This window comes from Lentzea xerophila, assembly GCF_051094245.1.
Lineage (GTDB): Bacteria > Actinomycetota > Actinomycetes > Mycobacteriales > Pseudonocardiaceae > Lentzea > Lentzea xerophila.
Window position 1 is genome coordinate 2,113,222 of record NZ_CP194934.1, and the last position, 24,700, is coordinate 2,137,921.

The window sequence follows — 24,700 nt, forward strand, 5'->3', positions numbered from 1 at the left end:
CCGCTAACGAAGGAGCCTGATCCATGGGTGCCGACGACAAGTTCGCCAACAAGGCTGAAGAGCTCCAGGGCCGCGCCAAGGAAGCTGTCGGGGACGCCACGGACAACGAGCAGTGGCAGGCCGAGGGCCGCGCGGAGCGCGCCAAGGGCTCCCTGAAGCAGGCGGGCGAGAAGGTCAAGGATGCCTTCCGCTCGGACAAGTAAGACCGCCGGCGCCGCCCAGTTCGTCCCTTCGGGGAAGGACTGGGCGGCGCTGCGTTCGGCCGCCGAGGGCTGCCGCGGTTGCGACCTGTTCCGCGACGCGTCACAGACCGTGTTCGGCGAGGGCCCGGTGCCGGCGCGGCTGATGATGGTCGGCGAGTGCCCGGGAGATCGTGAGGACACCGAGGGCCACGTGTTCGTCGGACCCGCGGGCCGGTTGCTGGACAAGGCGTTGGCGGCCGCGGAGATCGACCGCTCGAAGACGTACCTGACGAACGCGGTGAAGCACTTCAGGTTCACTGAGCGCGGGAAGCGCCGGATCCACCAGACACCGCGGCGGGGCGAGGTCGTGGCGTGCTTCCCGTGGTTGCAGGAGGAGATCCGCGTGGTGAAGCCCCGGTTGGTGGTCGTGCTGGGGTCGGTGGCGGCCAAGGCGGTGCTGGGGCCGTCGTTCAAGCTGACCGAGCACCGCGGCGAGGTGCTGGAGCACGAGGGACTGCGGGTCGGGGTGACGGTGCACCCGTCGGCGGTGGTGCGGGCGGAGAACTACCGCGAGGCGTTCGACGAGCTCGTCGCCGACCTGGTGGCCGTGCGGAAGTCCTGAGGTGGTTCGGTGGTCCCGGTGCACGTGCGGAGGCTGCGGGGGCGGGGCGCCGGCCTGGTGACTGAGCGGAAGCGGGTCGCCGATCTAGTGCGTGTGCGGAGGTCCTGAAGCAGGGCGCACGTGCGAGGTCCTGAGACGGGACAACCCCCGGACGACTCCTGCGCTAGCAGGCCGAGCGGGACCAGCGCTCGAAGTCCGGGGGCCGGGTGGCTGCCTGGGTTTACGACTAGGCGTCACCAAAGGCGGTCCTAGCGGACAGCCACCTCACGAGTCCTGTAGCTATACAACTTTGGACCACCTCCTCTCTTGTGTACGACGAACCTATGTCGCGATCGGCAGACGTCGCAACGGAGTTTTCGAGGCCTCCCGGCTTGCCTGATTCGCGTAGAATCCGCAGGCATGGTGCGCATCCCACTGACGTCGCTGGAACGGGAGCGCGGCAGGCGGCTCGGTCAGTTGCTGCGGGACGCCCGCGGCGACGAGAGCATGGTCGAGATCGCGGCCCGCGCCGGGCTGTCCGCCGAGACCGTGCGCAAGATCGAGACGGGGCGCGCTCCGACGCCGTCGTTCTTCACCATCGCCGCGCTCGCGGGCGCGCTCGGCATCTCGCTCGACACGATCAACGAGGTGCTGGCACCGCAGAGCCGTTCTGCTTGATTTCCCACCATTGTGGTGTTTTGCCCGAACGATCGGGCCGGTTCTACCCGGTGGTCGTGCGGGTAAACCTTTGACTTCATTTCCCGCACATGTTCCGGTGGAGCGACGAGACTCTTCTGGCAACAGGGGAAATGATGAAGTTCATTTCAGCGGTACTCGCCACGTTCCTGGCGTTCGCGCTCGTCGGTGGGCCCACGGCAGCCGCGGTGCCGGTCGAGCAGGTCAGCAGGGGTGAGCTGCTGCTGCGAGCGGCGTCGTGGCTGACGGCCGACAACGGCGGCCGCGTGCCGTACAGCATGGAGAAGTACTGGACGGACGGCTATCGGCAGGACTGCTCGGGATTTGTCTCGATGGCCGCGAAACTGGGCGCCGTCGATCCTCGGGGCGGGCCGAACACCGAAGCACTCGTCACCGGCAGCTACACGACCCCGGTGGAGATCGCCGACCTGCTGCCGGGTGATCTGTTCATCGACTCGGTCGACCAGCCGGGCCCGGACTTCCGGCACGTCGTGATCTTCGAGAGGTGGACGAAGGCCGACCGCTCGGAGTACCTGGCCTACGAGCAGCGCGGCAGCTTCGGCACCGACCACCGCGCGCTCACGTACGGACTTGAGCCGAACAGCGAGTACAAGCCCTTCCGGCTCAGGAACGTCGTCGGCTGAGGCTTCGCCGGCGCAGGGCGGACCTGCCTGCCGCCACCGCCGCGATCGCGGCGACGAGCACTCCCGTGGACAGGATCTGGCCGCGGGCCTGCTCGTCGCTGAGCATCAGACCGATGACCGCGACGATTCCCGCCAGCGCCAGCCACGACAGGTAGGGGTAGCCCCACATGGGGACCGCCGGGTCGGCGATGGTGCGGCGCAGGCGGATCTGGGAGACGGCGATGAACCCCCAGACGACCAGGAGCGCGGAGCCGACGGCGTTGAGCAGCAGGAGGAACACCGTGTCCGGCCACAGGTAGTTGAGCAGCACGGAGAAGAACCCGAACGCCGTGGAGGCGAGCACCGCGTTGCGGGGGACGCCGTTCTTCTTGCTCAGCAACGCTTTCGGTGCCTCGCCGCGCTCGGCGAGTGAGCTGAGCATGCGCGCGGCGCCGTACAGGGTGGCGTTGATCGCGCTCAGCAGTGCCACGAAGATGACGACGTTCATGATCTGCCCGGCCGCCGGGATGCCGAGCTCGTCGAGCACCGCGACGTACGGGCTGGCGCCTACCTCGGAGTCGTTCCACGGCAACAGGGTCACGACCACGGCCATCGAGCCGAGGTAGAAGACGAGCAGCCGGGTCATGGAGGTGCGGACGGCCTTCTTGATGGCGTGCCGGGGGTTCTCCGCGTCGGCCGCGGCGATCGTGACGACCTCCAGCCCGCCGAACGCGAACACCACCGCCATGAACCCGGCGACGACGCCACCCCAGCCGTGGGGGAGGAAGTCGGTCAGGTTGCTCGTGCCGGGGGAGCCGACGGTGGGCAGCAGGCCCGCGACGGCCGCCACGCCGAGCGCGAGGAAGACCACGATCGCGGCGACCTTGAGGCCCGCGAACCAGAACTCGAACTCGCCGAAGTTGCGGACGTTCGCCAGGTTCACCGCGGTGAGCGCGGACATGAAGACGAGCACCCAGGCCCACTGCGGCACCGCGGGGACCCACGTCGACGCGATCTTGGCCGCACCGGTCGCCTCGACCGCGAGCACCACGCCGACCGCCGCCCAGTAGGTCCAGCCGACCGTGAAACCGGCCCACGGGCCGATGGCCTTTTCCGCGTGCACGGAGAACGCGCCGCCGCTCGGGTGTTCCGCCGCCATTTCCCCGAGCATGCGCATGACGAGCAGCGCCAGAATTCCGGCGAGGGCGAACGAGATGAGCACGGCCGGGCCGGCCAGCGCGATGCCCGCGCCTGTGCCGACGAACAGACCGGCGCCGATGACACCGCCCAGCGCGATCATGGTGACATGGCGTTCCTGCAGGTGGGTCACGCTCTCCAGCCCCGTTCGAGTGTGCCGATGGCGGCCCGATAGTGAGTTCATGGCGGCGGAGAGTCAAATCGTGTGATCGGAGTTACACCGTACTGATCCAAGTGAGGGTGAGATCGATGAACTCGCCTAAGGGAGCTTCACCTCAGGGAGTGTTGCCGTCTGGCGTTCTGCCGCGGTTCGACACGTTCTCCGGTGCGCTCGAGCGTTACTCGGAGTGGGGATGGCTTGTCCTGCGCTCGGAGAACCGGTTGCTGCTGACCACCGATCACCAGGTTTCCGCCGTGGAGATGGCGGCGGGAATTGGTGAGGAGGTGCGGCGCTACCTGTCCGTGCGGATGCTTGCCGGACCTGTGGTGGTGTTGCCCGGGGGTGCTGGGCGGTGGCTCATCCTCACCGAGTCCGCGGATGAGGCTTCTCAGGTGAACCTGATCCGGTTGCGGGCTCGGGGAGCGCTTACGCATCGGTTGGGGACGTTGGTGCCGTTGCCTCCCTCCCGGATCGATCGTGGCGTTGTCGGGTGGCGGGGAGAGCGGCCGGAGGGACGGCCGTGCCTGCCTCCGTTCTCTGCCGTGGTGGCGGCTTTGCGAGCGGTTACGGAGACTGCTGGGCTGCGGTGACGGCCGGGCGTGCGATCAGCCGGCGAGTGGCGGGCGGACGTTCGTGGTGAAGTGGTTCAGCGTGTTGCCTCGTTCGGCGAAGTTGACCACCACGTAGGTGCCGTTGCTGCCCTGCTTGAGGCCCACGCCCACGCGCGTGGAGAACTTCCAGACCATTGCGGTGAAGTGCAGGACGCTGAGGTCGACGGTGGTCGGCGTCATCTCTTTGGCGTAGTCGTAGCCGTGCGACTCGTCGTACCACATTTCCAGCGCTTTGGTGACCACCGTGTCCATTGCTCGGGTGCGGCTGCCGGTCTGGTAGAGGTTCTCGCCGTAGACGTTGTCGGGGCGGTGTTCGAAATCGTCTTTCTCGTGGAGATGATCCGCCCATTCCTGGGCGGTCCGAGTCACTTCGGAATCGAGGGAGAGCGGGAGTACGCCGTGCTTCGCACGGTAGGCGTTGATGAGTTCGACGGCCTTGGCGACGGGGTCGGCGGCCAGTGCGGGAGTCGCCGGGGCCAGGAGGGCTGCGGCCACGGCGATCACGGTGAGCATCGAGCGCGTGACATTCTTGTCCCCCAGATGGTGTAGCTGGGGCAACACTTGTCGGTGAAGTTGGCGTCTTGATACGCAGTGCGTAGCCGTAGGATCACTGGTGAGTGTGACTGGGATCACGGGCGAAGTGAGTGAGTGGAAGATCGCCGCGACCTCGTTGGGTCACTGGCGACTTAGCCCGGATGCGGTGCAAATTCACTCCACAGGACGCCGGCGAGGCTCTACCTTTGTGATGTCGACCACTACGGGAGGAGCCTGACATGGACCGCCACGACATTCTCGCCGACGAGGATGGTCACGTTCGCGGATACGACTAGAGCGCACTCGACCGGTTGCGCGCGGGAGTGTCCCGAAGTGACTTTCCCGCGGCTGGAGTGGCCGGTGTGTTCGTCGTGACGAGGAATGTTCTCGGGCGTGGAAGCCGGACGCCGGGATTCGTGCCGGGCGTCAGGCCGTCATCGGGCGGTTGCCGGTGCTTGCGCGGACCACCAGGTTCGTCGGAAGTTCCCGTTGCTCGGCGGGCTCGCCGTCGAGCAGACCGGCGAGCAGGTCCACGGCCACCTGGCCGGCCTCTTCGGTGGGCATGTGGACGGTCGTCAGCGCGGGCGAGCACATCGCCGCGTAGAGGATGTCGTCGAAGCCCGTCACGCTGATCTGGTGCGGCACCTTGATGTCGCGCGCCGCGAGGTGGCTCAGCACGCCAAGGGCCATCAGATCGTTGTACGCGATGAACGCCGTCGCGCCGGTCTTCAGGGCTTGTTCGGCGGCCGCCTGGCCGCCGCCGAAGTTCGGGTCGAACGAGCCGAGCAGGCGCGCGCGGCCCGCCAGGCCCGTCAACCTCCGGTGGTGGGACCACGCCGCGGCAGGGCCGCCGAGGTAGACGTAGTCCTGATGGCCCAGCGACTCCAGGTGGGAGACGACCTGGTCCATGCCCGAGGCGCTGTCCATCAGCACCGAGGAGACGCCCGGCACGATCCGGTTGATCAGGACCAGCGGGGTCAGGGCCGACAGGCCGGCGATCTGCTCGTCGGACAGCAGTGACGCGCACAGGACCACGCCGTCGACCTGTCCCGCCATCGTGCGGACCAGCTCGGCCTCCGTGCCGGGATCGTCCCTGCTGTCGCAGAAGAACACCGAGGTGCCCGCCTCACCCGCCCTCGTCTGCACTCCGCGCAGGACGGCGGGGAAGAAGGGGTTCCCGAGGTCAGGCACCACGATGCCGAGGTTGCCGGTGCGGCCGGTGATCAGGCTGCGCGCGGCCCGGTTCGGCTGGTAGCCGAGCCCGGCGACGATGTCCAGGACCCGTTGCCGGGTGGCCTCCTTCACCAGGCCCGGCGCGCTCAGCGCGCGCGAGACCGTCGAGACGGAGACCTGAGCCTGGCGAGCGACATCCCTGATGGTGACGGCCACCGGTGCATCATCGCAGTCAAGGTCAAGAACGCCCCGCCGCGCCGATGGGTTCTGGCTATAGCTCCAGGCCCGTCAGGACGAGCACGCGTGGTTCGGTGAGGTCCTCCATGGCGGCGCGCAGGCCCTCGCGGCCGATGCCGGACTCCTTCACGCCGCCGTACGGCATCTGGTCCGCTCGGTAGCTCGGCACGTCGCCGACGATCACGCCGCCCACCTGGAGTCGTTGCGCGGCACGGAAAGCGAGCCGGACGTCGGTGGTGAACAGGCCCGCCTGCAGGCCGTACCGGGACGCGTTGACGCGGTCGAAGGCCTCCTCGACGCTGCCGACCCTGGTCAGCGTGACGACCGGGCCGAAGACCTCCTCGGCGTTGACCTTCGAGTCCTCCGGCACGTCCGTCAGCACGGTGGGGGAGTAGGTGCGGCCGTTTCGGGTGCCGCCGGTCAGGACCGTGGCCCTGGCCTCCCGGACCCAGGCCTCGACGCGGTCGGCGGCGGCGTCGTTGATCAGCGGGCCGACGTCGCCGGTCACGTCCAGTTCGGTCACGTGCCGCACAACGGCTTCCGACACGGCGTCGTAGACGTCGGTGTGCACGTAGACGCGCTGCACCGAGATGCACGACTGACCGGCCTGGTACATCGCGAACGTGGCGATGCGCTGCGCAGCGAACTCGACGTCCTGCCAGTCCGGGGCGACGATCGCGGCCGCGTTGCCGCCGAGCTCCAGCGTCACGTGCTTGTGCGGCACCCGTTCCTTGATGCCCCAGCCGACCGGGCCGGAACCGGTGAACGACACGACCGGCAGGCGCGGGTCCTCGACCAGCGCGGCGGTGTCCTCATTGGACAGGTGCAGGACGGACCAAGCGCCGTCGGGAAGGTCGGTCTCGGCGAGCAGTTCGCCGAGCAGGAACGCGACCTTCGGCGTGGCGGGCGCGGGCTTCAGCACGATCGGCGCCCCGACTGCCAGTGCGGGTGCCACCTTGTGCGCCACCAGGTTCAGCGGGAAGTTGAACGGCGCGATGCCGAGCACCGGCCCGCGCGGTACCCGGCGGACCAGGGCGAGGCGGCCCTCGGCGGACGGGTCGGTGTCGAGGCGCTGCAACTCGCCGGAGAACCGGCGGGCCTCCTCCGCGGCCCAGCGGAACGTGGAGATCGCGCGGGTCACCTCGACGCGCGCCCACTTCAGCGGCTTGCCCGAGTCGTCGTTGATGGCCTGCGCGAACTCCTCGGCGCGTTCGGCCAGGCGCCGCGACACGTGGTCCAATGCGGACGCACGGCGGTGCGCGGGCAGCGCGGCGAGTTCGGGCGCGACGGCGGCGGCCTCGGCGACGGCGATCTCGACGTCTTCGGGGGTGTGGAAGGCGATCATGCGAGCAGGGCTCCTTCGAGCACGTCGAGTCCTTCGGCGAGCAGGTCGTCCGGGATGACCAGTGGGGGCAGCAGGCGGATCACGTTGCCGTAGGTGCCGCACGTCAGCACGACGACACCCTGGTCGTGGCACGCCTTCGCGACGCGCGCGGCGACGTCGGGGGTGCGTTCGGTGAACTCGACGGCGAGCATCGCGCCACGGCCGCGGACGTCCGCGATGACGTCGGTCTTGCCGGCCACGGCCTTGAGCCGCCCGAGCACGGTCTCCTCGATGCGGCGCGCGGCGGCGTTGAGGTCGCGCTCGCGCATGGTGCGGATGGTGCCCAACGCGGCGGCGCACGCCACCGGGTTGCCGCCGTAGGTGCCGCCGAGGCCGCCGACGTGCACGGCGTCCATGATCTCGGCGCGACCCGTCACGGCGGCCAGCGGCAGGCCGCCCGCGATGCCCTTGGCCGTGGTGATCAGGTCCGGCACCACGGACTCGTGGTCAAGCGCGAACCACGACCCGGTGCGGCAGAAGCCGGTCTGGATCTCGTCGGCGATGAAGAGCACGCCGTGTTCACGGCACCACTCGGCGAGCGCGGGCAGGAAGCCTCGCGCCGGTTCGACGAACCCGCCTTCACCCTGGATCGGCTCGATCACGACGGCGGCCGTGTTGTCCGCGCCGACCTGCTTCTCGATGGCGGCGACGGCCCTGCGCGCGGCTTCCGGACCGGTCAGGCCGTCGTGCAACGGGTAGGACGCCGGCACGCGGTACACCTCAGGCGCGAACGGGCCGAACTTGTGCTTGTACGGCATGTTCTTGGCGGTCAACGCCATCGTGAGGTTCGTGCGGCCGTGGTAGCCGTGGTCGAACACCACGACGGCCTGCCTGCCGGTGACGTGCCGGGCGATCTTGACCGCGTTCTCCACGGCCTCGGCACCGGAGTTGAACAGCACCGACCGCTTCTCGTGCGTGCCGGGCGTCAGCGCGTTGAGCTCCTCGCAGACTTCCAGGTAGCTCTCGTACGGCGTGACCATGAAGCAGGTGTGGCTGAACCTGTCGATCTGCGCGTGCACCGCCTCGGCCACGGCGGGCGCGGGGTTGCCGGCGTTCGTGACGGCGATGCCCGAGCCGAGGTCGATGAGCTGGTTGCCGTCGACGTCGATCAGCAGGCCGTCGTCGGCGCTGTCGACGTAGACGGGCAGCGTGGAGCCGACTCCGGCGGCGACGGCGTCCCTGCGCCGCGCCTGGAGCTCCAGCGACTTGGGACCGGGGATCGCGGTGCGTAGACGGGTCATGGTGTTCAGCATGGCCCTGGTCAGCGAGCTGCGCAGTGGGTGAAATGGCGATCTGCGACGTTGAGGTTGTACAAAGTGGCACATGCCCATCTCGTTGCGGGAGCTGGCCGCGAAGCTGGCGTTGCCGGTGCTGGCGGGAGACGTGTCGAAGCCGGTCGGCTGGGTGCATGGCACGGAGCTCGCGGACCCCACACCGTTCCTGGAGGGCGGTGAGCTCCTGCTGACCACGGGTCTCACCGAGGTGGGGAACGGCTACGTCGAACGGCTCGTGCGAGCCGGGGTGGTCGGGCTCGGTTTCGGCACGGGCCTCGGGCACGACACCGTTCCCGCTGCCCTGGTCGCCGCCGCCGGGCGCACCGGGCTGGGCCTCGTCGAGGTGCCGCGGGAGGTGCCGTTCATCGCGATCAGCAAGGCGGTGTCGAAGGCCCTCGCCGCGGACGAGTACGCCGCGCTGACCAGGACCAGCGAGGCGCAGCGCGCACTCACGAGAGCCGCGGTGCGGACCGGGGTGACGGGCGTGGTGCGCAGGCTCGGCCAGTGGGTCGACGGCTGGGTCGTGCTGCTCGACGCCGCGGGCCACGCCGTGCACGCGCACCACTCGCGCCTCGTCCCGGACCTCACCGCCGAGGTGGCGAGGCTGAAGACCGCGGGCGGACTCGCCAGCGCCGCGTTCTCCACGGCCGGCTGCCACGTGTTCCTGCAGGCGCTGGGCAGCCGGGCCAGGGGAGTGCTCGCGGTCGGCACCGGCGGTCCGCTCGACGCCGCCGACCTGAGCATCGTCAATACGGCCGCCTCGCTGCTGACCCTGGCGCTCGCCCGGAACGACGCCGTCGACGCGGCCCGGCGCGAGCTGCGGTCGGGCCAGTTCCGCCTGCTGCTGGCGGGACTCCCGGTCGACGGTCTGCCCGAACGGTTCCGGGTCCACCTCGCGGACCTTCCGCCCGACGACGGCTTCTGGGCCGAGCACGACGGTGACATCGTGGTGCTGGCGCGGGAATACGAGGGCTTCGCATCGTCCGAAGTGGACATTCGGGAGGTCGCGCGGGGCTACCGGGAAGCCAGGCAGGCGCGCAAAGCGGGGATCCGGAGGTTCGAGGACCTCGCCGGACACCTCGAGGTGCCGGACGGGTTCGCGGAGGCGTTGCTCCGACCGCTCGACACTGAGACCCGGGAGACGCTCCGGGCCTGGCTGGCGCACCACGGCGCGTGGGATCCGGCGGCGACGGAGCTGGGTGTGCACCGGCACACGCTGCGCAACCGGGTGCGCAGGGCCGAGCAGGCCCTCGGCCGGTCGCTGGACTCGCCCGGCCTGCGCGCGGAGCTGTGGCTAGCCCTCCACCGCGAAGGTCAGTGAGGCGGTGTAACCGGAGCCGGCGTCGCCCGACATCGTCGCCATCTGCTGGTCGACGCCGTCGCGGAAGACCGTGTCCTGCTGCAACGACGTCCGCGACATGTTCCGCACGCTCTGCGTGTACCCGGTGGTGCCGTAGACCTCCTTGCACGTCATCTCGGGCAACGCGAGCTGCGAGGTCGTGATCTTGTTACCGGCCTTGGTCGCCTCGGCGAGGCTGGGGTAGACCTCGAAGTGGATGTGCGGCCAGCGGCCCGAGTACGCGCCGGGGAAGACGCTGACGAACCTGAGTTTCCCGGACGCGTCGGCCTCCTGGACGCCGCGCAGGAAGTTCTCGTCCTTCACGCGGTCCGAGTACATCGAGTAGTCGCCGTTGATGTCGCAGTGCCACAGGTAGACGGCGGCGCCCTGGTAGGCGTCGCCGCCGGGCCTCTGGACGGTCAGCTCGATGGTCAGCCGCACGCCCTCGGCGGTGCGGGCCGACGATCCGAAGCTGGACCGGATGTCCGAGCGCACGATGCCGCTCTGGGTGAGGGCGTTCGGGCCGTTGGAACCGTCGCCGGGGTACGGGCCGGCGGTCTCCTCGGGGATCGCCTCCAGCGGCGAGCCGTCCGCCGCCGAGGTCGTGGTGGTGGGGTCCGCGGCGGGCGTGCTCGACGGAGCGCAGGCCACGAGTGTGAGGCCTGCGCCGCCGAGCAGCGTCAACGCCCGCCTGCGCCCGATGAGCGTGGCGAGGTCGTACTGGAGGCCGCGGTCGTGGTTGTCCGTCAGGGCACCAGGCTGCGGCCGTTTCCTGTGAGGCGCCTGTGGAGGAGCTGTCACTCCGCTGGCAGCCTCGGCGCGCGAGGGGATTTCAGTGAATTCCTGGTGGCGGCGGTCTGCCGGAAAAGGGTGCCTGCTGATTGTTCACCTTCACCGGAAATCCTCAACCAACTGTGCCGACGGTGTGGGGCCGGTCTTCCGTTCGCGCCCTGCGACTGGCCCGTTCGACGACCGCGGCCCGGTCGACCTCGGCGTGCGGCACATCGAGCGCCGCGCTGATCCAGGCACGCCAGTAGGGGCCGGGAATGCGTTTTCCGCGTTCCCACCTCGACACTTCTTCGCGGGTGATGCTGTCGTTTTGTGAGATCTCGCACAACAGGTCCGCGAGTGCGCGCTGGGTGAGGCCGTGTTCTCGCCTTGCCTGGGGGATCAACGCCGTGATCGGCGGGGTGTCCAGGTGCTCTCCGGCTGGATGGGCTGCCTTGAGCACGATTCTGCTCCGTTTCCATGAGATGACGGGGTGTGGCTTCCAGCCTGCCTCAAACTCCGGATGTTCGTGCCGTGCATTGCGGTGATACCGACGGTCGTTGAACGTTCAGCTACCCACCGAATCGCTTGATCGGATGTTCGGACGAAAATCAGCTGGTCCAATGGGGCGCGCGTGCTCACTTTGCGAGCGTTTCGCTACGGTGATCAGACCGGTCTCGTTGCCGCAGCAATGACCGGGTTGAGAAGGTGAGGGAAATGTTCTCGACGGTCGAAGTGGTGCAGGTGTTCCTGGCGCGCCTGGCGGCGCAGGACGCACCGGGGATAGCTCGGCTGTGCGCGCCGACCGTGGAATGGGAGGCGCCCGACCCGGCCGGCGCCCGGTGGACGCACGGCGCGCGGACCCGCCGCGAGGTCGAGTCCCAGTTCCTGACGTTGTTCGCCACGTTCGACCTGGATCAGCTCTCGGTGCGCCAGGTCGTCGTCGACGGAGGGGACGCGGCGGTGATCGGCTCGTCGCGCTGGCGGGTCCGGGCCACCAGTGAACCGGTGGAGACCCGCTTCAGCGCGGTGCTCTCGGTGCACCTGGGGGAGATCGAGCAGTACTGGCAGCTGACGGACACCCTGGCCGCGGCCGTGGGAACCGGCGTCGCGCGGATCGGGTGATGAACTCCCAACGCGAGAGATCGGTGCACACACGGGCGAAACTGCTGAAGGCCGCCGCCGAGGTGTTCGACCGCGACGGCTTCGCACGATCCAGTCTCACGGCCGTGTGTGCGCGTGCCGACGTGTCGAAAGGCGCGTTGTATTGCCACTTCCGCTCGAAGGAAGCACTTGGCGTCGCCATCATCGAGGAGCAGTCGCTGCTGTGGCACCGGTTGCGCGACGAGGTGCTCGCCGTCGAACCGTCGCCGGTGCAGGCGCTGATCGCGATGTCGTTCGAGTTCGTCAGCCGGCTCGAGAACGACCTCACCGTGCGGGTGAGCGCGAAGTTGTTGCGGGAGGCCGTGTTCTTCGACGTGGCGGCGGCCGCGCAGGTGATCGGCTGGGTGACCGTGGTGCGGGAGCTGCTGTCGCTGGCGCGCGAACGCGGTGAGCTGCGCCCCGAGGTGAACGTGCGGCACGCGGCCGAGCAGATCGTCGCGGAGCTGCTCGGGCTGCAGTTCGTGGCGCAGGCGCTGAGCGGCGGCACCGACCTGCGCGTGCGGCTGGGCCGGGTCTGGCGGGCCACCTCCGGCTGTCTGGTGACCGCTGCCGTCCGGGAGCGGCTGAAGTTCGAGTGACGGTCGTCTCGACCCAATCGAGACAGGAATGCCCGCTCACACCCCGGCTGTTGGCCTCCTGCATCCGGCAGGTGTCTTGACTACCAGGAGGACAGCGGTGTCCGGTCGCAGCATTGTCGTGGTGGATCCGTTCGCGGCGGGCAAGGGCATCGCACCCGCGTTCGCGGCCCGCGGCGTCGAGGCGATCGCGGTGCTGACGTCCCCGATACCGCCGCCCAGCCGGCTCGCGAGAGTGTGGAACCCGGACGACTACCACGAGATGCACACGCTCGGGGACCTGGACGAGCTGGCCGCGAAGCTGGCGGTGCGCGATCCGATCGCCGTCGTCGCGGGCAGCGCGACCGGCGTCGAGGCCGCCGAGACGTTGTCCGAGCTGGTCGTGCCGGGCCGGTCGAACGCACTGACGCTCTCGTCCGCGCGCCGCGACAGGTGGCAGCGGGACGTGGCGTTGCGCATCGCCGAGGTGCCGCACCTGCGTCAGACCAGCTCCGAGTCACCCGACGAGGTGGCGGCGTGGCTGCGGCGCGAGGGCCTCGAGAGCTCGCCGATCGTGTTGCGGCCGCAGGACAGCAGGGATACCGACGACGTGTTCGTCGCGATGCCCGGCGAGGACTGGCGCACCAGCTTCAACCGGATCCTCGTCGTCAACAGGACGACCTTCCGCAACGACAAGGTGCTCGTGCGGGAACTCGCGGCAGGCACGGAGTACGAGGTCGACACCTACTCGGTCGACGGCGAGCACGGACTCGCGGCGGTCTGGCGTTGTGCCAGGACAGGCCGCGGGGACGGGCTCGGCATCGTCCGGTCGAACACGCTCGTCTCCCCGTCCGAACCCGTCGTCGACGTGCTCTTCGACCACGTGCGCCAGGTGCTCGACGCGACCGGCGTGCGCAACGGTCCCGCGCACGCCGAGGTGATGATCACCGCGGCCGGCCCTCGCCTGGTCGAGATCGGCGCGCGGCTGGCCGGCGCCGAGCAGCAGGAACTGACGTTGCTCGGCACGGGGGAGAACCAGATCACCCGGATGGTGCGCCAGCACGCGGACGGCTCGAAGGCGGTCGGCCGGTACGTGCGGCACCAGCACGTGAAGTCGGTGTACCTGGCGTCGCCCGCGGCCGGCGAGCTCGGAAACTCCGTGCGCCTGGACGAGCTGGCCGCACTTCTGCCGAGCTACCACAGCGGCACGCTGCCGTACCGCGAAGGCTCGATCGTGCCGCGTACCGACGACCTGAGGACGTCGTTGGGTTCTGTGGTGCTGGCGACGACCGACGTCGGGCAGCTGGACCGGGACGAGGCACTGATCCGGGAGATCGAAACCGGGCTGATCGTAGTTTGATCTTTCCGATCCCTGGGTAGCCGGGCATCCTGTCGACCGGTTAGGTTGCTGCGCGAGGAGCGGAGGCCCATGAGCGAGCGCTGGGACGGTGACCTGACGGGAGCGGTGGTCGACGACCGCTTCGTACTGGGTTCCCTGCTCGGTTCCGGCGGCATGGCCGAGGTCTACCGGGCGTACGACCGCTCGACGACGTCGTCGGTCGCGGTCAAGATCTTCACCGGTCCCGGCCTGCCCGACGACGAACTGCGGTTGCAACGCGAGGCGACGATGCTGTCGTCACTGGAGTGCGCCGGCATCATCCCGGTGTACGCCTCCGGAACCGTGTCGCGCCGCCCGTACTTCGTGATGCGCGAGATCACCGGCGGCACACTGCGCCAGCGGATGCGCGAGCCGATGCCACCCCGGTTCGTGGCGCGCATCGGCGGCCAGATCGCCGCCGTGCTGGACCACGTGCACGGGCTGGGCGTCGTGCACCGCGACATCAAGCCGTCGAACATCCTCCTCGACGACGAGGAGAAGCAGGCCTACCTCGCGGACTTCGGCCTCGCTCTGGTGGCCGACGTGACGCGGGTGACGACCTCCGGCATCCTGGTCGGCACCGCCGGTTACCTGTCGCCGGAGCAGGTCCGCGGCTCCGACGTCGGATCCGCCGCGGACGTCTACTCGCTCGGCCTGGTGCTGCTGGAGTGCCTGACCGGGCGGACCGAGTACCCCGGCGGCGACGCCGAGGCCGCGCTGGCCCGGCTGACCCGGCCGCCGCGGATTCCCGGCGACCTGCCGCTGGCCTGGGTGTCGCTGTTGTCCGCGATGACGGACATGGACCCTGCGCGCCGGCCTACTGCTGCGCAGTGCTCACGGTCGTTGACCGCGGCTTACGAGGCGAGCCGTGGGTTACCGGCGTTGCTGCCGGATGCGCCTGTTGCTCCTGTTCCGGGTGCGTCTGCCGCTGATGCGTCTGCCGCGGCCGCGGTGCCCCGGCCGCGGCGGGGCAAGCGCGTGGCGATCACGGCGGCCGCGGCGGTGGCGGTCACGGCGGTGGCCGTGGCGGTGGCCAACTTCAGTGGCGGCACCGAGGCCCCGGCGGCGGACCAGCCGGGGACGCCGGACCCGCACACCCACGTGGTCACGGTGACGCCTTCGACGGTGACGGTGGTGCACAAGCCGGACAGCTCTGGTGTGGGCGTGCCGGACGGGTCGGCCGCGCCGGGTGCGCCCCAGCCCGGGGGCGTTGTGCCGGGGCCGGAGACTTCGACCGGTGGGTCGACCTCTACGGTCAACAGCGTCGTGCCCACCCAGGAGACGACCAAGGCCAGCAGGGAGAGGGAACACGGGAAGCCTTCGGACGTGCCCACCCCGTCGAAGGTTCCTCGGCCGTAGGGACGCACCGCACACGCCGTAGGAACGCACCACACACACGGCGCCGACCGGGTACCCCCAATTTCAATTCTACGGAGCAGGTCCGACAACGCTCAGGCGTTCGGCCCCCTGACCTCCCCGAACGGCAGGTCGGACAGCTCCGCCCGCAGCGTGTCGAGGTCCGGGTACACCGCCGAAGCCCCGCGGTCGATGAGCTCGTCCTCGCTGACCCCGCCCGTCAGCAGCCCGATCGACGGCAGCCCCGCGCGGCCGGCGGCCTCGCAGTCCCACACCGAGTCGCCGATGACGACCGCGCGCGAGCTCTTCACCTTGCGCAGCGCCACCTCGATCAGGTCGGGCGCCGGCTTGCTGTCCTCGACGTCGTCGGACGACGTCCACTCGATGTCACCGGGGTCGACCAGCTTGAGGTAGTGCTCGACGTGCTTGCGCTTGCCCGAGCTGGCGAGCACCACGGACAGCCCGAGGTCGGTGGCGGCCCGGACCAGGCGGTGCGCGCCCTCCAACGGCTGGATCTCGTCCAGCACCTCGTCGAAGCAGCGCTCCCAGGCCTCGCGCACCTCGTCTCCGTGGTCCTGCTCGACCTTGTCGCCCGCCACGGCGGCCACCAGCTTGTCGCCGCCCATGCCGATGGCGCGGTGCACGCGCCAGCCGGGCACGGTGACGTTGATGCCGCGGAACGCGCGCAGCCACGCCACCGTGTGGTGGTAGTTGGTGTCGACCAGGGTGCCGTCCACGTCGAGGACCAGGGTGTTGCTCATGAAACCAGGTTTGCCCGAGGTCCTACCTCGGCAAACCCACCAGCTCGCGGGTGTCCTGGAGGGACGCCAGCTCGCGGCGCAGGACACTGTCGAGCCACTGCGCGTCCGACATCCACGACTGGTTGGTGTTGAGGCAGACGTGCACGGACGACCGGTAGACCGACAGTGCGATGCCCACCGCGTGGCCTGGTGCGACCGGGGCGACCGGGTACATCTCGCACAGGCCGGCGCCGTCGAGCGACAGCGGCACGGACGGCAGCGGGACCGACGTGACCAGCGTGTCGAACAGCAGGGGAGCGCAGCGGCCCATCACCGGCGCGGCCAGGCGGTGCACCAGGGGCGGGACCTTGTCGGCGAGTAGCGGCAACGCTCCGGCGCCCCGGCCGGGGCCCGTCGCCTTCGCGGACTCCATCTGCTCGCGGATGTTCCGCAGGCGGTCGGCCGGGTTCGGCGAGCCGACCGGCAGTGCCACCAGGAAGCCGGAGATCTGGTTGCCCGAGGCGCCGTCGCCGGAACGTGAGCGCTGGTTAACCGGGATGAGCGCCCGGACCACGGACTCCGGTCCGGCGCTGCCGTGCGCGGAAAGCCAGTGCCGCAACGCACCTGTGACGAGCGCGAGCAACACGTCGTTCACCGTGCCGCCGTGCGCGCGCCGGATTCGGTGCACCTCCGCGAGATCCAAGCGCGACATCACCACGCGGCGTGGCCGGGTGGACGAGGTGAGCACCGGCGAGTTCAGCGTCGGCGGCCGGGTGCTCATCAGCACCGAGGAGGCGATGTCGAGGGTGTCCCTGATCCCGCGCAACGACGGGAGGAGCGACTTCGAGGACTGCTCGGGAGCGTCCGGAATGGACAGCCGCGAGGCGTCGAAGAGCTGGAGTCCCAGGCCCACGGCCTTCATGCCGTCGCACAACGAGTGGTGCAGCTTCGCGACGACGGCGAACCTGCCGCCCGCGAGGCCGGTGATGACGTGCAGCTCCCACGGAGGGCGCGCGAGGTCGAGCGACTGCGCCATGAGGTGCGACACCAGGGTGGCGAACCGGTCCCGGCCGCGCACGTGGTGGGTGAAGACGTGGTCTTCAGGCGCGAAACCGGGGTCCTCCACCCATCGGGCACCGCCCAGCAACGAGGTCCGCGCGCGCTGGCGCAGGCGTGGGATCTCATGCGCGCGTTCGCAGAGCACGGCGGCGATGCGGGCCGGATGCACCGGAGTGGACGGTGCGAAGGTCGCGACCGCGCCGAGGTGCAACGGATTGCTGTCGCCCTCCATCGCGAGGAAGGCGATGTCGAGGGGGGAGAGGTGGTCTGTCATAGGTGTGCCAGGAAAACAGGTCCGCGTGTCGGGCGCATTGCGATGAGATGGCGGTGACTCCCTACGGCCCCAAGTACACTCGAACGGTGGTACCGCTGTGACTCGTGTGGGTGCGAACCAGGTCACACAGCAGGTTCACCATCACGATCCCGAAGCCGGACAGGCCGGTGAACGAGGGCGGGAACCCCGCGCCGGCGTCGCTCACCTCGCACACCGCGGTGTCACCCTCGCGCCACATCCGCAGCACCCCGCGCCCGGATGCGTGCAGGATGCTGTTCGTCGCGAGCTCGTTCACCGCGAGCACCAGGTCCTCGACCTGCTCGCGGCGCAGCCAGTGCGCGTACGCCGACACGAGCTTGCGCATGTGCGCGAGCGTGCCGACGGTGAACGCGTACTCCTCGGCGCACGAGGGCGGCGGCGGTAACGGCTCGTTGTAGATGTCGGCGAGGCCTGCCGGGCCGGTGTACCACTCGCTGACGACGCGGTTGTTCCCGTCGATCACCACCGGATGCGTGCGCTTGGCGTCCTCCAGCACGTGCGCGGGCAGCGCGCCCGCGTCGTACGGGCAGAGAATGACGCCCTGCCTGCCCTCGAACGCCGTGTTGATCAACGCCTCGTGCTGCACGCACGCCGGGTATTCCAGTTCGGTGCGGCCGGGCCAGATCGGTTGACCGACCATCCGGAAGCGGCCCTGCGTGCTCGCGCAGAACGCCATGAGCACACCGGGGATGATCCGGCCGGGGTTGCGGCCCGCCTCCGTCATGTCGATGAAGTGGACCTGGTCCGCCGCGCCGCCGAGACGTTCGCGCAGCGGGCCGATGCTCGCCTCCGGCACCGCCACCAGCACCGGCTCGCCCTTCTCGACGCCGTCCGCCACGAATCTGGCCGTACCGGTGAGGAAGTCCTCCTCGTCCCGGTAGAACAGGGCTTCGTGCGCGAACGGAGCAGCGGAGTTCATCGGCGTCCCGGTGGGGTCGGTGGCAACGGCAAGCCACCATTCTGCTACCCGTAACACTGTTTCGGCGGCGGCCAGGTCGGTGGTTGTCTGCCAGCCACGAATGCCATGAGGCGATGGGAGAGGCGTCACGCTTCCGGCGGAATGCCGTCCGATGTGGATTCGGCGTGCGAACGCGGAAAAGCCCAGGCAGACTCGCTCGTTGTCGGGGTCTCACCAGGAGGTGACGCCGTGCTCGCGCACCACCCGTTGACCGGACCGGAGGACGCGCCGGTGCTGGTGCTCGGCAACGCGCTCGGCACGACCATCGAACTGTGGCGCGAGTTCGGGCTGCCCTTCCGCCTGCTGCGCTTCGACCACCGCGGCCACGGCGCCAGCGCGGCCGTCGCGGGCCCGTGCACGATCGAGGACCTGGCCCGGGACGTCGTGGAACTGTTGGACCACTTGGAACTGCGCCAGGTGTACTACTGCGGCGTGTCCCTCGGTGGCATGGTCGGCATGTGGCTAGCCGCGCACACCGATCGGATCTCACGGCTGGCGCTGCTGTGCACGACCGCGTGGTACCCGGACAAGTCGGTGTGGGACGAGCGGATCGAGGTGCTGCGCGCGTACGGCATGGAGCCCCTGGCGGACTCGATCGTCTCGCGGTGGTTCACGCCGGCGTTCTCACCGGCTGTCGTCGCGCACTTCCGGTCGGAGCTGCTGAAGGTCGACGTTCCCTCGTACATCGCCTGCGCCGAGGCGATCCGCGACCTGGACCTGCGCCGGGACCTGGCGAAGATCGGCGCTCCGACCGTCGTGATCGCCGCGGCGCAGGACCACGCGACACCGCCCGAGTTCGCCCGGCACATCGCGGAGGACCTGCCGGACTCCGAGCTCTACGTCGTCGGGGACGCGGCGCACCTGGCGGTGGTCGAGGCGCCGCGGACGATCTCGGTGATCCTCGACGACCACTTCGGCAACGGGTAGCGCCGTCCTCGCCACGCGTGAACGGCTCGCCCTAGACCTTCTCGAGCGGCCGGTGCCGCTCCGGCGGCAGCTCCACCCGGATCTCGTCGCCGGGCCGCACGACACCGCCGACGAGCACCACGGACATGATCCCCGCGCGCCGGACCAGTTCGCCGTCCGGTCCCTTGCTCACGACCTCCCTGAGCAGGCCGGTCGAGAACCTGTCGATCTGCACGCACGGGTTGCGCAGGCCGGTCACCTCGACCACGGCCTCGGGGCCCAGGCGCAGCAGCGTGCCCGTGGGGAGACCGAGCAGGTCGATGCCCTGCGTGGTGACGTTCTCGCCGATCTCGCCGGGGCCGATGGAGAAGCCCTTGTCCCGCAGTTCGTCGAAGAGTTCGGAGTGCATCAGGTGCACCTGGCGCAGGTTCGGCTGGGTCGGGTCCTGTGCGACCCGCGACCGGTGCTTCACCGTGACGCCCTGGTGGACGTCGCCCTCGACACCGAGCCCGGCGAGCAGCGTGATGCTCGGTCGCACGGGCTTGGTGAACGTGTACTGCTCGCTGCGGCTGACCGCTGTCACAACCCCCATGAACCCGATTGTGCACGATCATTCGAGACGCTGCGGATAGTCCGTTCGGAGCAACGGGAGGCGGAAGCGCGCAATCGATCAAGGCTCATGGCTCGCGTCGATCCACTGTGTCCTACCTGCGGCGATCGGCCGGATCGTGGAAACGCTCTCACGAACTTCCGGCAAGAGTCTTGACGAACGCTCACGCCAGGCTGTTGACTCCGTCACACCTCGTCGGAACCGGTACCGAAACCGGTTTCAGGAGGCGGCGGAAGGAAGTTCGGCATGCGTGTCACGATCGCAGAGGTCGCCCAACGCGCCCAGGTGTCCAAAGCGACCGTGTCACGTGTGCTGAACGGCAAGCCGGACGTCGACGCCTCCACGGCGCAGCGGGTTCGCAAGGTGATCGACGAGATCGGGTACGTGCCCAGCGCTCGTGCGGTCGGTCTGGCGCGGGGTCGTACCCGCACGGTCGCCATGCTCGCGCCGTCGCTCACGTGGCCGTGGATGGGTGAGGTCCTGCAGGGCATCGTCGACACGCTCGAGGCCGACGGGTACGGGCTGCTGCTCTACACGCTGAACCGCGGTCCCGAGTCGCTCAACCAGTTCGCGAACCACGTGTCCGCCAACGCTTTCGACGGGCTGCTGGTGGTCGAGCCGCCGGACGCCCTGCACTACATCTCCACGCTCTACCGGGCGGGCCTGCCGGTCGTCATGATCGACGACCGCGGCTCGCATCCGGAGTTCCCGTCGGTGACGACGACGAACCGGCAGGGAGGCGCGGAGGTCGCGAGGCACCTCGTCGCGGCGGGCCGCCGCAGGTTCGCCGTCGTCACCGGACCACCGCACTTCGGGTGCACTCAGGCGAGGCTGGACGGGTTCCGGCTCGCTTTGGCGGAAGCGGGCCTGACGCTGCACCCGGACCTCGTGGTCGACGGCGACTTCACCACGGAAGGCGGTGAGGTCGCCGTCGACAAGCTCGTCGCGAGTGGCATCCCGTTCGACGCCGTGTTCGCGCAGAACGACCTTTCGGCGGTCGGTGTGCTGCGGGCGCTGCGCGAAGCCGGCCGCGTCGTCCCCGACGACGTGTCCGTGGTCGGCTTCGACGACGTCCCGGTCGCGGGACACACCGAACCCCGGCTGACCACGATCCGCCAGCCGTTGCAGGAGATGGGCGCCGCCGCCGCGCGGATGCTGCTCTCCACGCTCGAGGGTCAGCCGATGCCCGATCACCCGCTGGTGCTGCCCACCTCGTTGATCGTGCGCGAATCCGCGCCCTGACCCGACCCACCACAACTGAACGAACCGGCCGGGCCGCACGCGGTCCGGCTAGTTCGCCGTACGCATGAGAGAGCGCTCTCATGCGCCGTCGTATCGGGAGACTCCCCCATGCGCAGAACAGTCATCGTCGCGCTGGCACTGGCGCTCGCGGCGACCGGTTGCTCCTCCGGTGGTGCCACCAAGGCTTCCGGAGTGCTGACCGTGGGCATGCCCAACGGGCCGCTGACCGAGAACCACAACCCGTTCCTGCCCACGTCGGCGGCGGGTTCGCTCGGCTACCGCTACCAGATCTACGAGCCGCTCGCGTTCGTGAACAACACGCGCCCGGCCCAGGATCCCGTGCCGTGGCTCGCGACGAAGTGGGACTGGAGCGACAACTACAAGAAGGTCATCTTCACGATCCGGGAGAACGTGAAGTGGTCCGACGGCAAGCCGCTCACGGCCGCTGACGTCGCCTTCTCGTACGAGATCCTCAAGAAGTGGCCGGCGCTCAACAACCGCGACTCGCTCAAGGTGGAGACCGCGACGGCGACGCCGGACGGCAAGGTCGAGGTCACGTTCGCGAGCCCGCAGTTCGTGAACCGCAACAAGGTCATCAGCGCGATGGTCGTGCCCCAGCACGTCTGGAGCACCGTGCCGGACCCGACGACGTACACGAACCCCAACCCCGTCGGCACGGGTCCGTACCAGCTGAAGTCGTTCACCTCCCAGACGGTGACGATCGCGCGCCGCGCCGAGTACTGGCAGGAACTGCCCAAGGTTCCGGAGATCCAGTACACCTCGTACAACGACAACACGGCGCAGACCACCGCGCTGGCGTCGGGTGCGAGCCAGTGGTCCTACGTCTTCATCCCGGACTACCAGAAGCTTTACGTCGACAAGGACCCGGCGAACCACAAGCTCTGGTTCCCCGCGGGTCTCGGCATCCACGGCCTGTGGCTGAACACGACCGTCGCGCCGTTCGACAACCCCGTGCTGCGTTCGGCGATGAGCGACGTGATCGACCGCGAGGCGATCTTCGTGCGCGGTGAGGCCCGCCTGTTCCCGAAGCTCGAGTCGCCCACCGGCATGCCGTTGCCCGCCGGTGAGTCGTTCCTCGCGCCGGAGTACAAGGACGCGCGGTTCAAGATCGACGTCGACAAGGCCAAGCAGAAGCTGACGGCGGCCGGCTTCACGCTGGAGGGCGACGTGCTCAAGGCACCGGGCGGCAAGCCGGTCACGATCGAGCTCACGAACCCGTCCGGCTGGTCGGACTACCTGACGGTGCTCGACATCATCAAGAGCGACCTGAAGAAGATCGGCATCGAGGCCACCGTGCGCACGCAGACCGCGGACGCGTGGACCACCGACTTCGCGAACGGCGCGTTCCAGGGCTCGCTGCGCTGGACCAACACCGGTGCGACGCCGTACGAGATGTACCAGAACATCATGGACGCGGCGGAGATCAAGCCGATCGGGCAGACCGCGGCGGTGAACTTCGGCCGCTACAACAACCCCGAGGCCACCGCCGCGCTGGCGGAGTACGCGAACGCCGCCGACGACGCGACGCGGGCGAAGAGTCTCGCGGTGCTGCAGAAGATCATGGTGGAGCAGGTGCCGATGATCCCGACCTCCGCCGGTCCGATCGGCGCGGAGTACAGCACGAAGCACTGGGTCGGCTGGCCGACCGAGGAGGACCCGTACGGTCCGCCGCAGGCCACCCTGCCGAACGCGCTGCAGATCGTCATGAAGCTGAAGCCCGCGGGATCGTAGATGAACGAGGTTGCGCTGGAAGCGAAAGATCTGGTCAAGACCTACAAGCGCGTGCGCGCGGTGCAGGACGTCTCCCTCGTCCTGCGCCGCGGGCGCGTGACCGCCCTCGTCGGCGAGTCGGGATCGGGCAAGTCGACGGTGGCGAAGCTGCTGGCGCGGCTGGTCGAGCCCACCTCGGGCGAGATCCTGCTCGACGGCGAGAAGGTGCGCAGGGTCCGGGAGTACCGGCGCAAGGTCCAGATGGTGTTCCAGGACCCGTTCGCCTCGCTCAACCCGATCCACACGATCCGCTACCACCTGACCCGGCCGCTGAAGATCCACAAGCGGCCGGAGACGGTGGAGGAGTTGCTGCTGCGGGTGAACCTGCCCGCCGACTTCGCCTCGCGGTACCCGCACGAGCTGTCGGGTGGCCAGCGGCAGCGCGTGGCGATCGCGCGGGCGCTCGCGGCCAGCCCCGAGGTGCTGCTCGCCGACGAACCGGTGTCCATGTTGGACGTCTCCATCCGGCTCGGCGTGCTGAACCTGTTGCTGGACCTGAAGGAACGGCTCAAGCTCGCGGTCCTCTACATCACGCACGACATCGCGTCGGCGCGCTACTTCGCGGACGAGACGTTCGTGATGTACGGCGGGCAGATCGTCGAGGGCGGCGAGAGCGAGTCCGTGACGCAGCGGCCGGCCCACCCGTACACGCAGCTGCTGATCGAGTCCGCGCCCGACCCGGAACGGTCGGTGGCCGCGCTGGACGCCCCGGTGGAGGAGACCGCCGCGGTCTCGACCGGCTGTCCGTTCGCGCCGCGCTGCCCGAAGGCGCAGCAGCGGTGCTGGACCGAGGCACCGCCGCGCACCGAGGTCGACTCCCACGGCCACTGGGCGGCGTGCTGGCTGTACGTGGAGGCGGCCGCATGACGTTCCTGCTGCGCCGTGCCGCCTTCTACCTCGTGACGTTGTGGGCGGCGATCACGGCGAACTTCCTGCTGCCGCGCCTGCTTCCGGGCGACCCGGTGCAGGCGATGATCACCAAGCTCGGCGGACGGCTGAACAGCGACGCGATGGCGTCGCTGTACATCCTCTTCGGACTGGACGACGACAAGTCCATCTGGGAGCAGTACGTCGACTACTGGGGCTCGCTCGTGCGGGGCGATCTGGGGCTGTCGTTCACGTTCTTCCCGACGCCGGTCGCCGACGTGCTCTCGCAGTCGCTGCCGTGGACGCTCGGCCTGGTCGGTGTCACCACGGTCATCGCGTTCCTGCTCGGCACCCTGCTGGGCGTCTACGCGGGGTGGAAGCGCGGGTCGTGGATGGACAACCTCATCCCGATGACGACGTTCCTGTCGTCGATCCCGTACTTCTGGCTCGGGCTGATCGCGATCTCGCTGTTCTCCGTGACGTGGCCGCTGTTCCCGGCGTCCGGCGGGTACGCACCGGGCCTCGTGCCGGAGTTCTCCGGCGAGTTCATCGGCAGCGTGCTGGAGCACGCCGTGCTGCCCGGCGTCACGATCGTCGTGAGCTCGGTGGCCGGCTGGATCCTGGGCATGCGCAACATGATGGTGACCGTCACGGCGGAGGACTACGTGCTCGTCGCACGGGCCAAGGGACTCACGCAGAAGCGGATCATGTTCGCCTACGCCGCGCGCAACGCCGTGCTGCCGTCGATCTCCGGTTTCGCGCTGTCGCTGGGTTTCATCGTCGGCGGCGCGCTCCTGGTCGAGATGGTGTTCTCCTATCCGGGGCTCGGTTACGTGCTGTTCCAGGGCATCGGCGCGAAGGACTACCCGTTGATGCAGGGAGTGTTCCTGGTGATCACACTGGCGGTGCTGGTGGCGAACCTGCTCGCGGACATCGGCTACCTGCTGCTGGACCCGCGCACGCGGCGGGAGGGCTGATTCCGC

At 69.3% G+C, this 24,700-nt stretch carries 25 protein-coding genes; 14 read left to right on the forward strand and 11 right to left on the reverse strand.

What is annotated here, in order from left to right; translation table 11 throughout:
- The first annotated feature begins 23 nt into the window (after positions 1 to 23).
- The 4 genes from ACRSBM_RS10435 (at position 24) to ACRSBM_RS10450 (ending at position 2,123) form a co-directional block, all read left to right on the forward strand.
- Entirely contained in the window at positions 24 to 203 is a 180-nt protein-coding gene (locus ACRSBM_RS10435) for a CsbD family protein (protein WP_434442441.1), read from the forward strand.
- A complete protein-coding gene (locus ACRSBM_RS10440; protein WP_434442444.1) occupies positions 181 to 804 on the forward strand; it encodes a UdgX family uracil-DNA binding protein in 624 nt (207 codons plus the stop codon). Before ACRSBM_RS10435 ends, ACRSBM_RS10440 begins: the two co-directional genes overlap by 23 nt.
- 399 nt (positions 805 to 1,203) lie before the next feature.
- Positions 1,204 to 1,461 carry a helix-turn-helix domain-containing protein gene (locus tag ACRSBM_RS10445; RefSeq protein WP_089955152.1) on the forward strand — a complete coding sequence of 86 codons (258 nt, stop codon included), beginning with the start codon at positions 1,204 to 1,206 and terminating at the stop codon, positions 1,459 to 1,461.
- Between the two features lie 134 nt (positions 1,462 to 1,595).
- Positions 1,596 to 2,123, forward strand: coding sequence for a hypothetical protein (locus ACRSBM_RS10450; protein WP_434442447.1), 528 nt, complete (start codon positions 1,596 to 1,598; stop codon positions 2,121 to 2,123).
- Here the strand turns inward: ACRSBM_RS10450 and ACRSBM_RS10455 are convergent.
- The 5 genes from ACRSBM_RS10455 to gabT all read right to left on the reverse strand — a co-directional run bounded on the left by ACRSBM_RS10455 (position 2,104) and on the right by gabT (position 8,639).
- On the reverse strand, positions 2,104 to 3,432 hold the full coding sequence (locus ACRSBM_RS10455; RefSeq protein ID WP_434442450.1) for an amino acid permease: 1,329 nt from the start codon (positions 3,430 to 3,432) through the stop codon (positions 2,104 to 2,106). The two genes, ACRSBM_RS10450 and ACRSBM_RS10455, sit on opposite strands and share 20 nt — an antisense overlap.
- A gap of 632 nt (positions 3,433 to 4,064) precedes the next feature.
- Positions 4,065 to 4,565, reverse strand: a complete 501-nt coding sequence (locus ACRSBM_RS10460; protein ID WP_434442453.1) for a CAP family protein — start codon at positions 4,563 to 4,565, stop codon at positions 4,065 to 4,067.
- Between the two features lie 465 nt (positions 4,566 to 5,030).
- The gene (locus tag ACRSBM_RS10465) at positions 5,031 to 5,993 is read right to left on the reverse strand and encodes a LacI family DNA-binding transcriptional regulator (protein WP_434442455.1); all 963 of its coding nucleotides are present in this window, start codon (positions 5,991 to 5,993) and stop codon (positions 5,031 to 5,033) included.
- Between the two features lie 55 nt (positions 5,994 to 6,048).
- Positions 6,049 to 7,461: an aldehyde dehydrogenase family protein gene (locus ACRSBM_RS10470; RefSeq protein ID WP_434442458.1), complete on the reverse strand. Its 1,413-nt coding sequence runs from the start codon at positions 7,459 to 7,461 to the stop codon at positions 6,049 to 6,051.
- Positions 7,356 to 8,639 carry a 4-aminobutyrate--2-oxoglutarate transaminase gene (gene gabT / locus ACRSBM_RS10475; protein ID WP_434442460.1) on the reverse strand — a complete coding sequence of 428 codons (1,284 nt, stop codon included), beginning with the start codon at positions 8,637 to 8,639 and terminating at the stop codon, positions 7,356 to 7,358. The genes ACRSBM_RS10470 and gabT overlap by 106 nt, the downstream gene beginning before the upstream one ends.
- Before the next feature lie 82 nt (positions 8,640 to 8,721).
- Between gabT and ACRSBM_RS10480 the strand changes: the two genes are divergently transcribed.
- Positions 8,722 to 9,993, forward strand: a complete 1,272-nt coding sequence (locus ACRSBM_RS10480; protein WP_434442462.1) for a PucR family transcriptional regulator — start codon at positions 8,722 to 8,724, stop codon at positions 9,991 to 9,993.
- On the opposite strand, the gene ACRSBM_RS10485 is transcribed toward ACRSBM_RS10480, so the two are convergent.
- Both ACRSBM_RS10485 and ACRSBM_RS10490 read right to left on the reverse strand, forming a co-directional pair.
- Positions 9,967 to 10,812 (reverse strand): intradiol ring-cleavage dioxygenase, encoded by an 846-nt coding sequence (locus tag ACRSBM_RS10485; RefSeq protein WP_434442463.1) that lies wholly within the window; start codon positions 10,810 to 10,812, stop codon positions 9,967 to 9,969. The genes ACRSBM_RS10480 and ACRSBM_RS10485 overlap by 27 nt on opposite strands.
- Positions 10,813 to 10,915: 103 nt before the next feature.
- Positions 10,916 to 11,242: a helix-turn-helix transcriptional regulator gene (locus ACRSBM_RS10490; RefSeq protein ID WP_434442464.1), complete on the reverse strand. Its 327-nt coding sequence runs from the start codon at positions 11,240 to 11,242 to the stop codon at positions 10,916 to 10,918.
- A gap of 254 nt (positions 11,243 to 11,496) precedes the next feature.
- Between ACRSBM_RS10490 and ACRSBM_RS10495 the strand changes: the two genes are divergently transcribed.
- The 4 genes from ACRSBM_RS10495 (at position 11,497) to ACRSBM_RS10510 (ending at position 15,234) form a co-directional block, all read left to right on the forward strand.
- Positions 11,497 to 11,904 (forward strand): nuclear transport factor 2 family protein, encoded by a 408-nt coding sequence (locus ACRSBM_RS10495; protein ID WP_434442466.1) that lies wholly within the window; start codon positions 11,497 to 11,499, stop codon positions 11,902 to 11,904.
- Positions 11,904 to 12,521, forward strand: a complete 618-nt coding sequence (locus ACRSBM_RS10500) for a ScbR family autoregulator-binding transcription factor (protein WP_434442467.1) — start codon at positions 11,904 to 11,906, stop codon at positions 12,519 to 12,521. Before ACRSBM_RS10495 ends, ACRSBM_RS10500 begins: the two co-directional genes overlap by 1 nt.
- A 97-nt stretch (positions 12,522 to 12,618) precedes the next feature.
- On the forward strand, positions 12,619 to 13,857 hold the full coding sequence (locus tag ACRSBM_RS10505) for an ATP-grasp domain-containing protein (protein ID WP_434442469.1): 1,239 nt from the start codon (positions 12,619 to 12,621) through the stop codon (positions 13,855 to 13,857).
- Positions 13,858 to 13,926: 69 nt separating this feature from the next.
- A complete protein-coding gene (locus ACRSBM_RS10510) occupies positions 13,927 to 15,234 on the forward strand; it encodes a serine/threonine-protein kinase (RefSeq protein WP_434442470.1) in 1,308 nt (435 codons plus the stop codon).
- 92 nt (positions 15,235 to 15,326) lie between these two features.
- Here ACRSBM_RS10510 and ACRSBM_RS10515 read toward each other — a convergent pair whose 3' ends face one another.
- From ACRSBM_RS10515 to ACRSBM_RS10525, 3 genes are all read right to left on the reverse strand, one after another.
- Positions 15,327 to 15,992: an HAD family hydrolase gene (locus ACRSBM_RS10515; protein ID WP_434442472.1), complete on the reverse strand. Its 666-nt coding sequence runs from the start codon at positions 15,990 to 15,992 to the stop codon at positions 15,327 to 15,329.
- A 22-nt stretch (positions 15,993 to 16,014) separates the two neighbouring features.
- Complete coding sequence (locus tag ACRSBM_RS10520; protein WP_434442474.1) at positions 16,015 to 17,304, reverse strand: wax ester/triacylglycerol synthase domain-containing protein; 1,290 nt, start codon at positions 17,302 to 17,304, stop codon at positions 16,015 to 16,017.
- A gap of 61 nt (positions 17,305 to 17,365) precedes the next feature.
- Positions 17,366 to 18,262, reverse strand: coding sequence for an anti-sigma factor RsbA family regulatory protein (locus tag ACRSBM_RS10525; RefSeq protein ID WP_434442476.1), 897 nt, complete (start codon positions 18,260 to 18,262; stop codon positions 17,366 to 17,368).
- A gap of 228 nt (positions 18,263 to 18,490) precedes the next feature.
- On the opposite strand from ACRSBM_RS10525, the gene ACRSBM_RS10530 reads away from it, so the two are divergent.
- Entirely contained in the window at positions 18,491 to 19,228 is a 738-nt protein-coding gene (locus ACRSBM_RS10530; protein ID WP_434442477.1) for an alpha/beta fold hydrolase, read from the forward strand.
- Positions 19,229 to 19,259: 31 nt separating this feature from the next.
- On the opposite strand, the gene ACRSBM_RS10535 is transcribed toward ACRSBM_RS10530, so the two are convergent.
- Positions 19,260 to 19,799 carry an MOSC domain-containing protein gene (locus ACRSBM_RS10535; RefSeq protein ID WP_434442478.1) on the reverse strand — a complete coding sequence of 180 codons (540 nt, stop codon included), beginning with the start codon at positions 19,797 to 19,799 and terminating at the stop codon, positions 19,260 to 19,262.
- Between the two features lie 264 nt (positions 19,800 to 20,063).
- Between ACRSBM_RS10535 and ACRSBM_RS10540 the strand changes: the two genes are divergently transcribed.
- From ACRSBM_RS10540 to ACRSBM_RS10555, 4 genes are all read left to right on the forward strand, one after another.
- Positions 20,064 to 21,059 carry a LacI family DNA-binding transcriptional regulator gene (locus ACRSBM_RS10540; protein ID WP_434442480.1) on the forward strand — a complete coding sequence of 332 codons (996 nt, stop codon included), beginning with the start codon at positions 20,064 to 20,066 and terminating at the stop codon, positions 21,057 to 21,059.
- A gap of 108 nt (positions 21,060 to 21,167) precedes the next feature.
- Positions 21,168 to 22,811, forward strand: a complete 1,644-nt coding sequence (locus ACRSBM_RS10545) for an ABC transporter substrate-binding protein (RefSeq protein ID WP_434442483.1) — start codon at positions 21,168 to 21,170, stop codon at positions 22,809 to 22,811.
- Positions 22,812 to 23,717, forward strand: a complete 906-nt coding sequence (locus ACRSBM_RS10550) for an ABC transporter ATP-binding protein (RefSeq protein WP_434442485.1) — start codon at positions 22,812 to 22,814, stop codon at positions 23,715 to 23,717.
- Complete coding sequence (locus ACRSBM_RS10555) at positions 23,714 to 24,694, forward strand: ABC transporter permease (protein WP_434442487.1); 981 nt, start codon at positions 23,714 to 23,716, stop codon at positions 24,692 to 24,694. Before ACRSBM_RS10550 ends, ACRSBM_RS10555 begins: the two co-directional genes overlap by 4 nt.
- Positions 24,695 to 24,700: the final 6 nt, after the last annotated feature.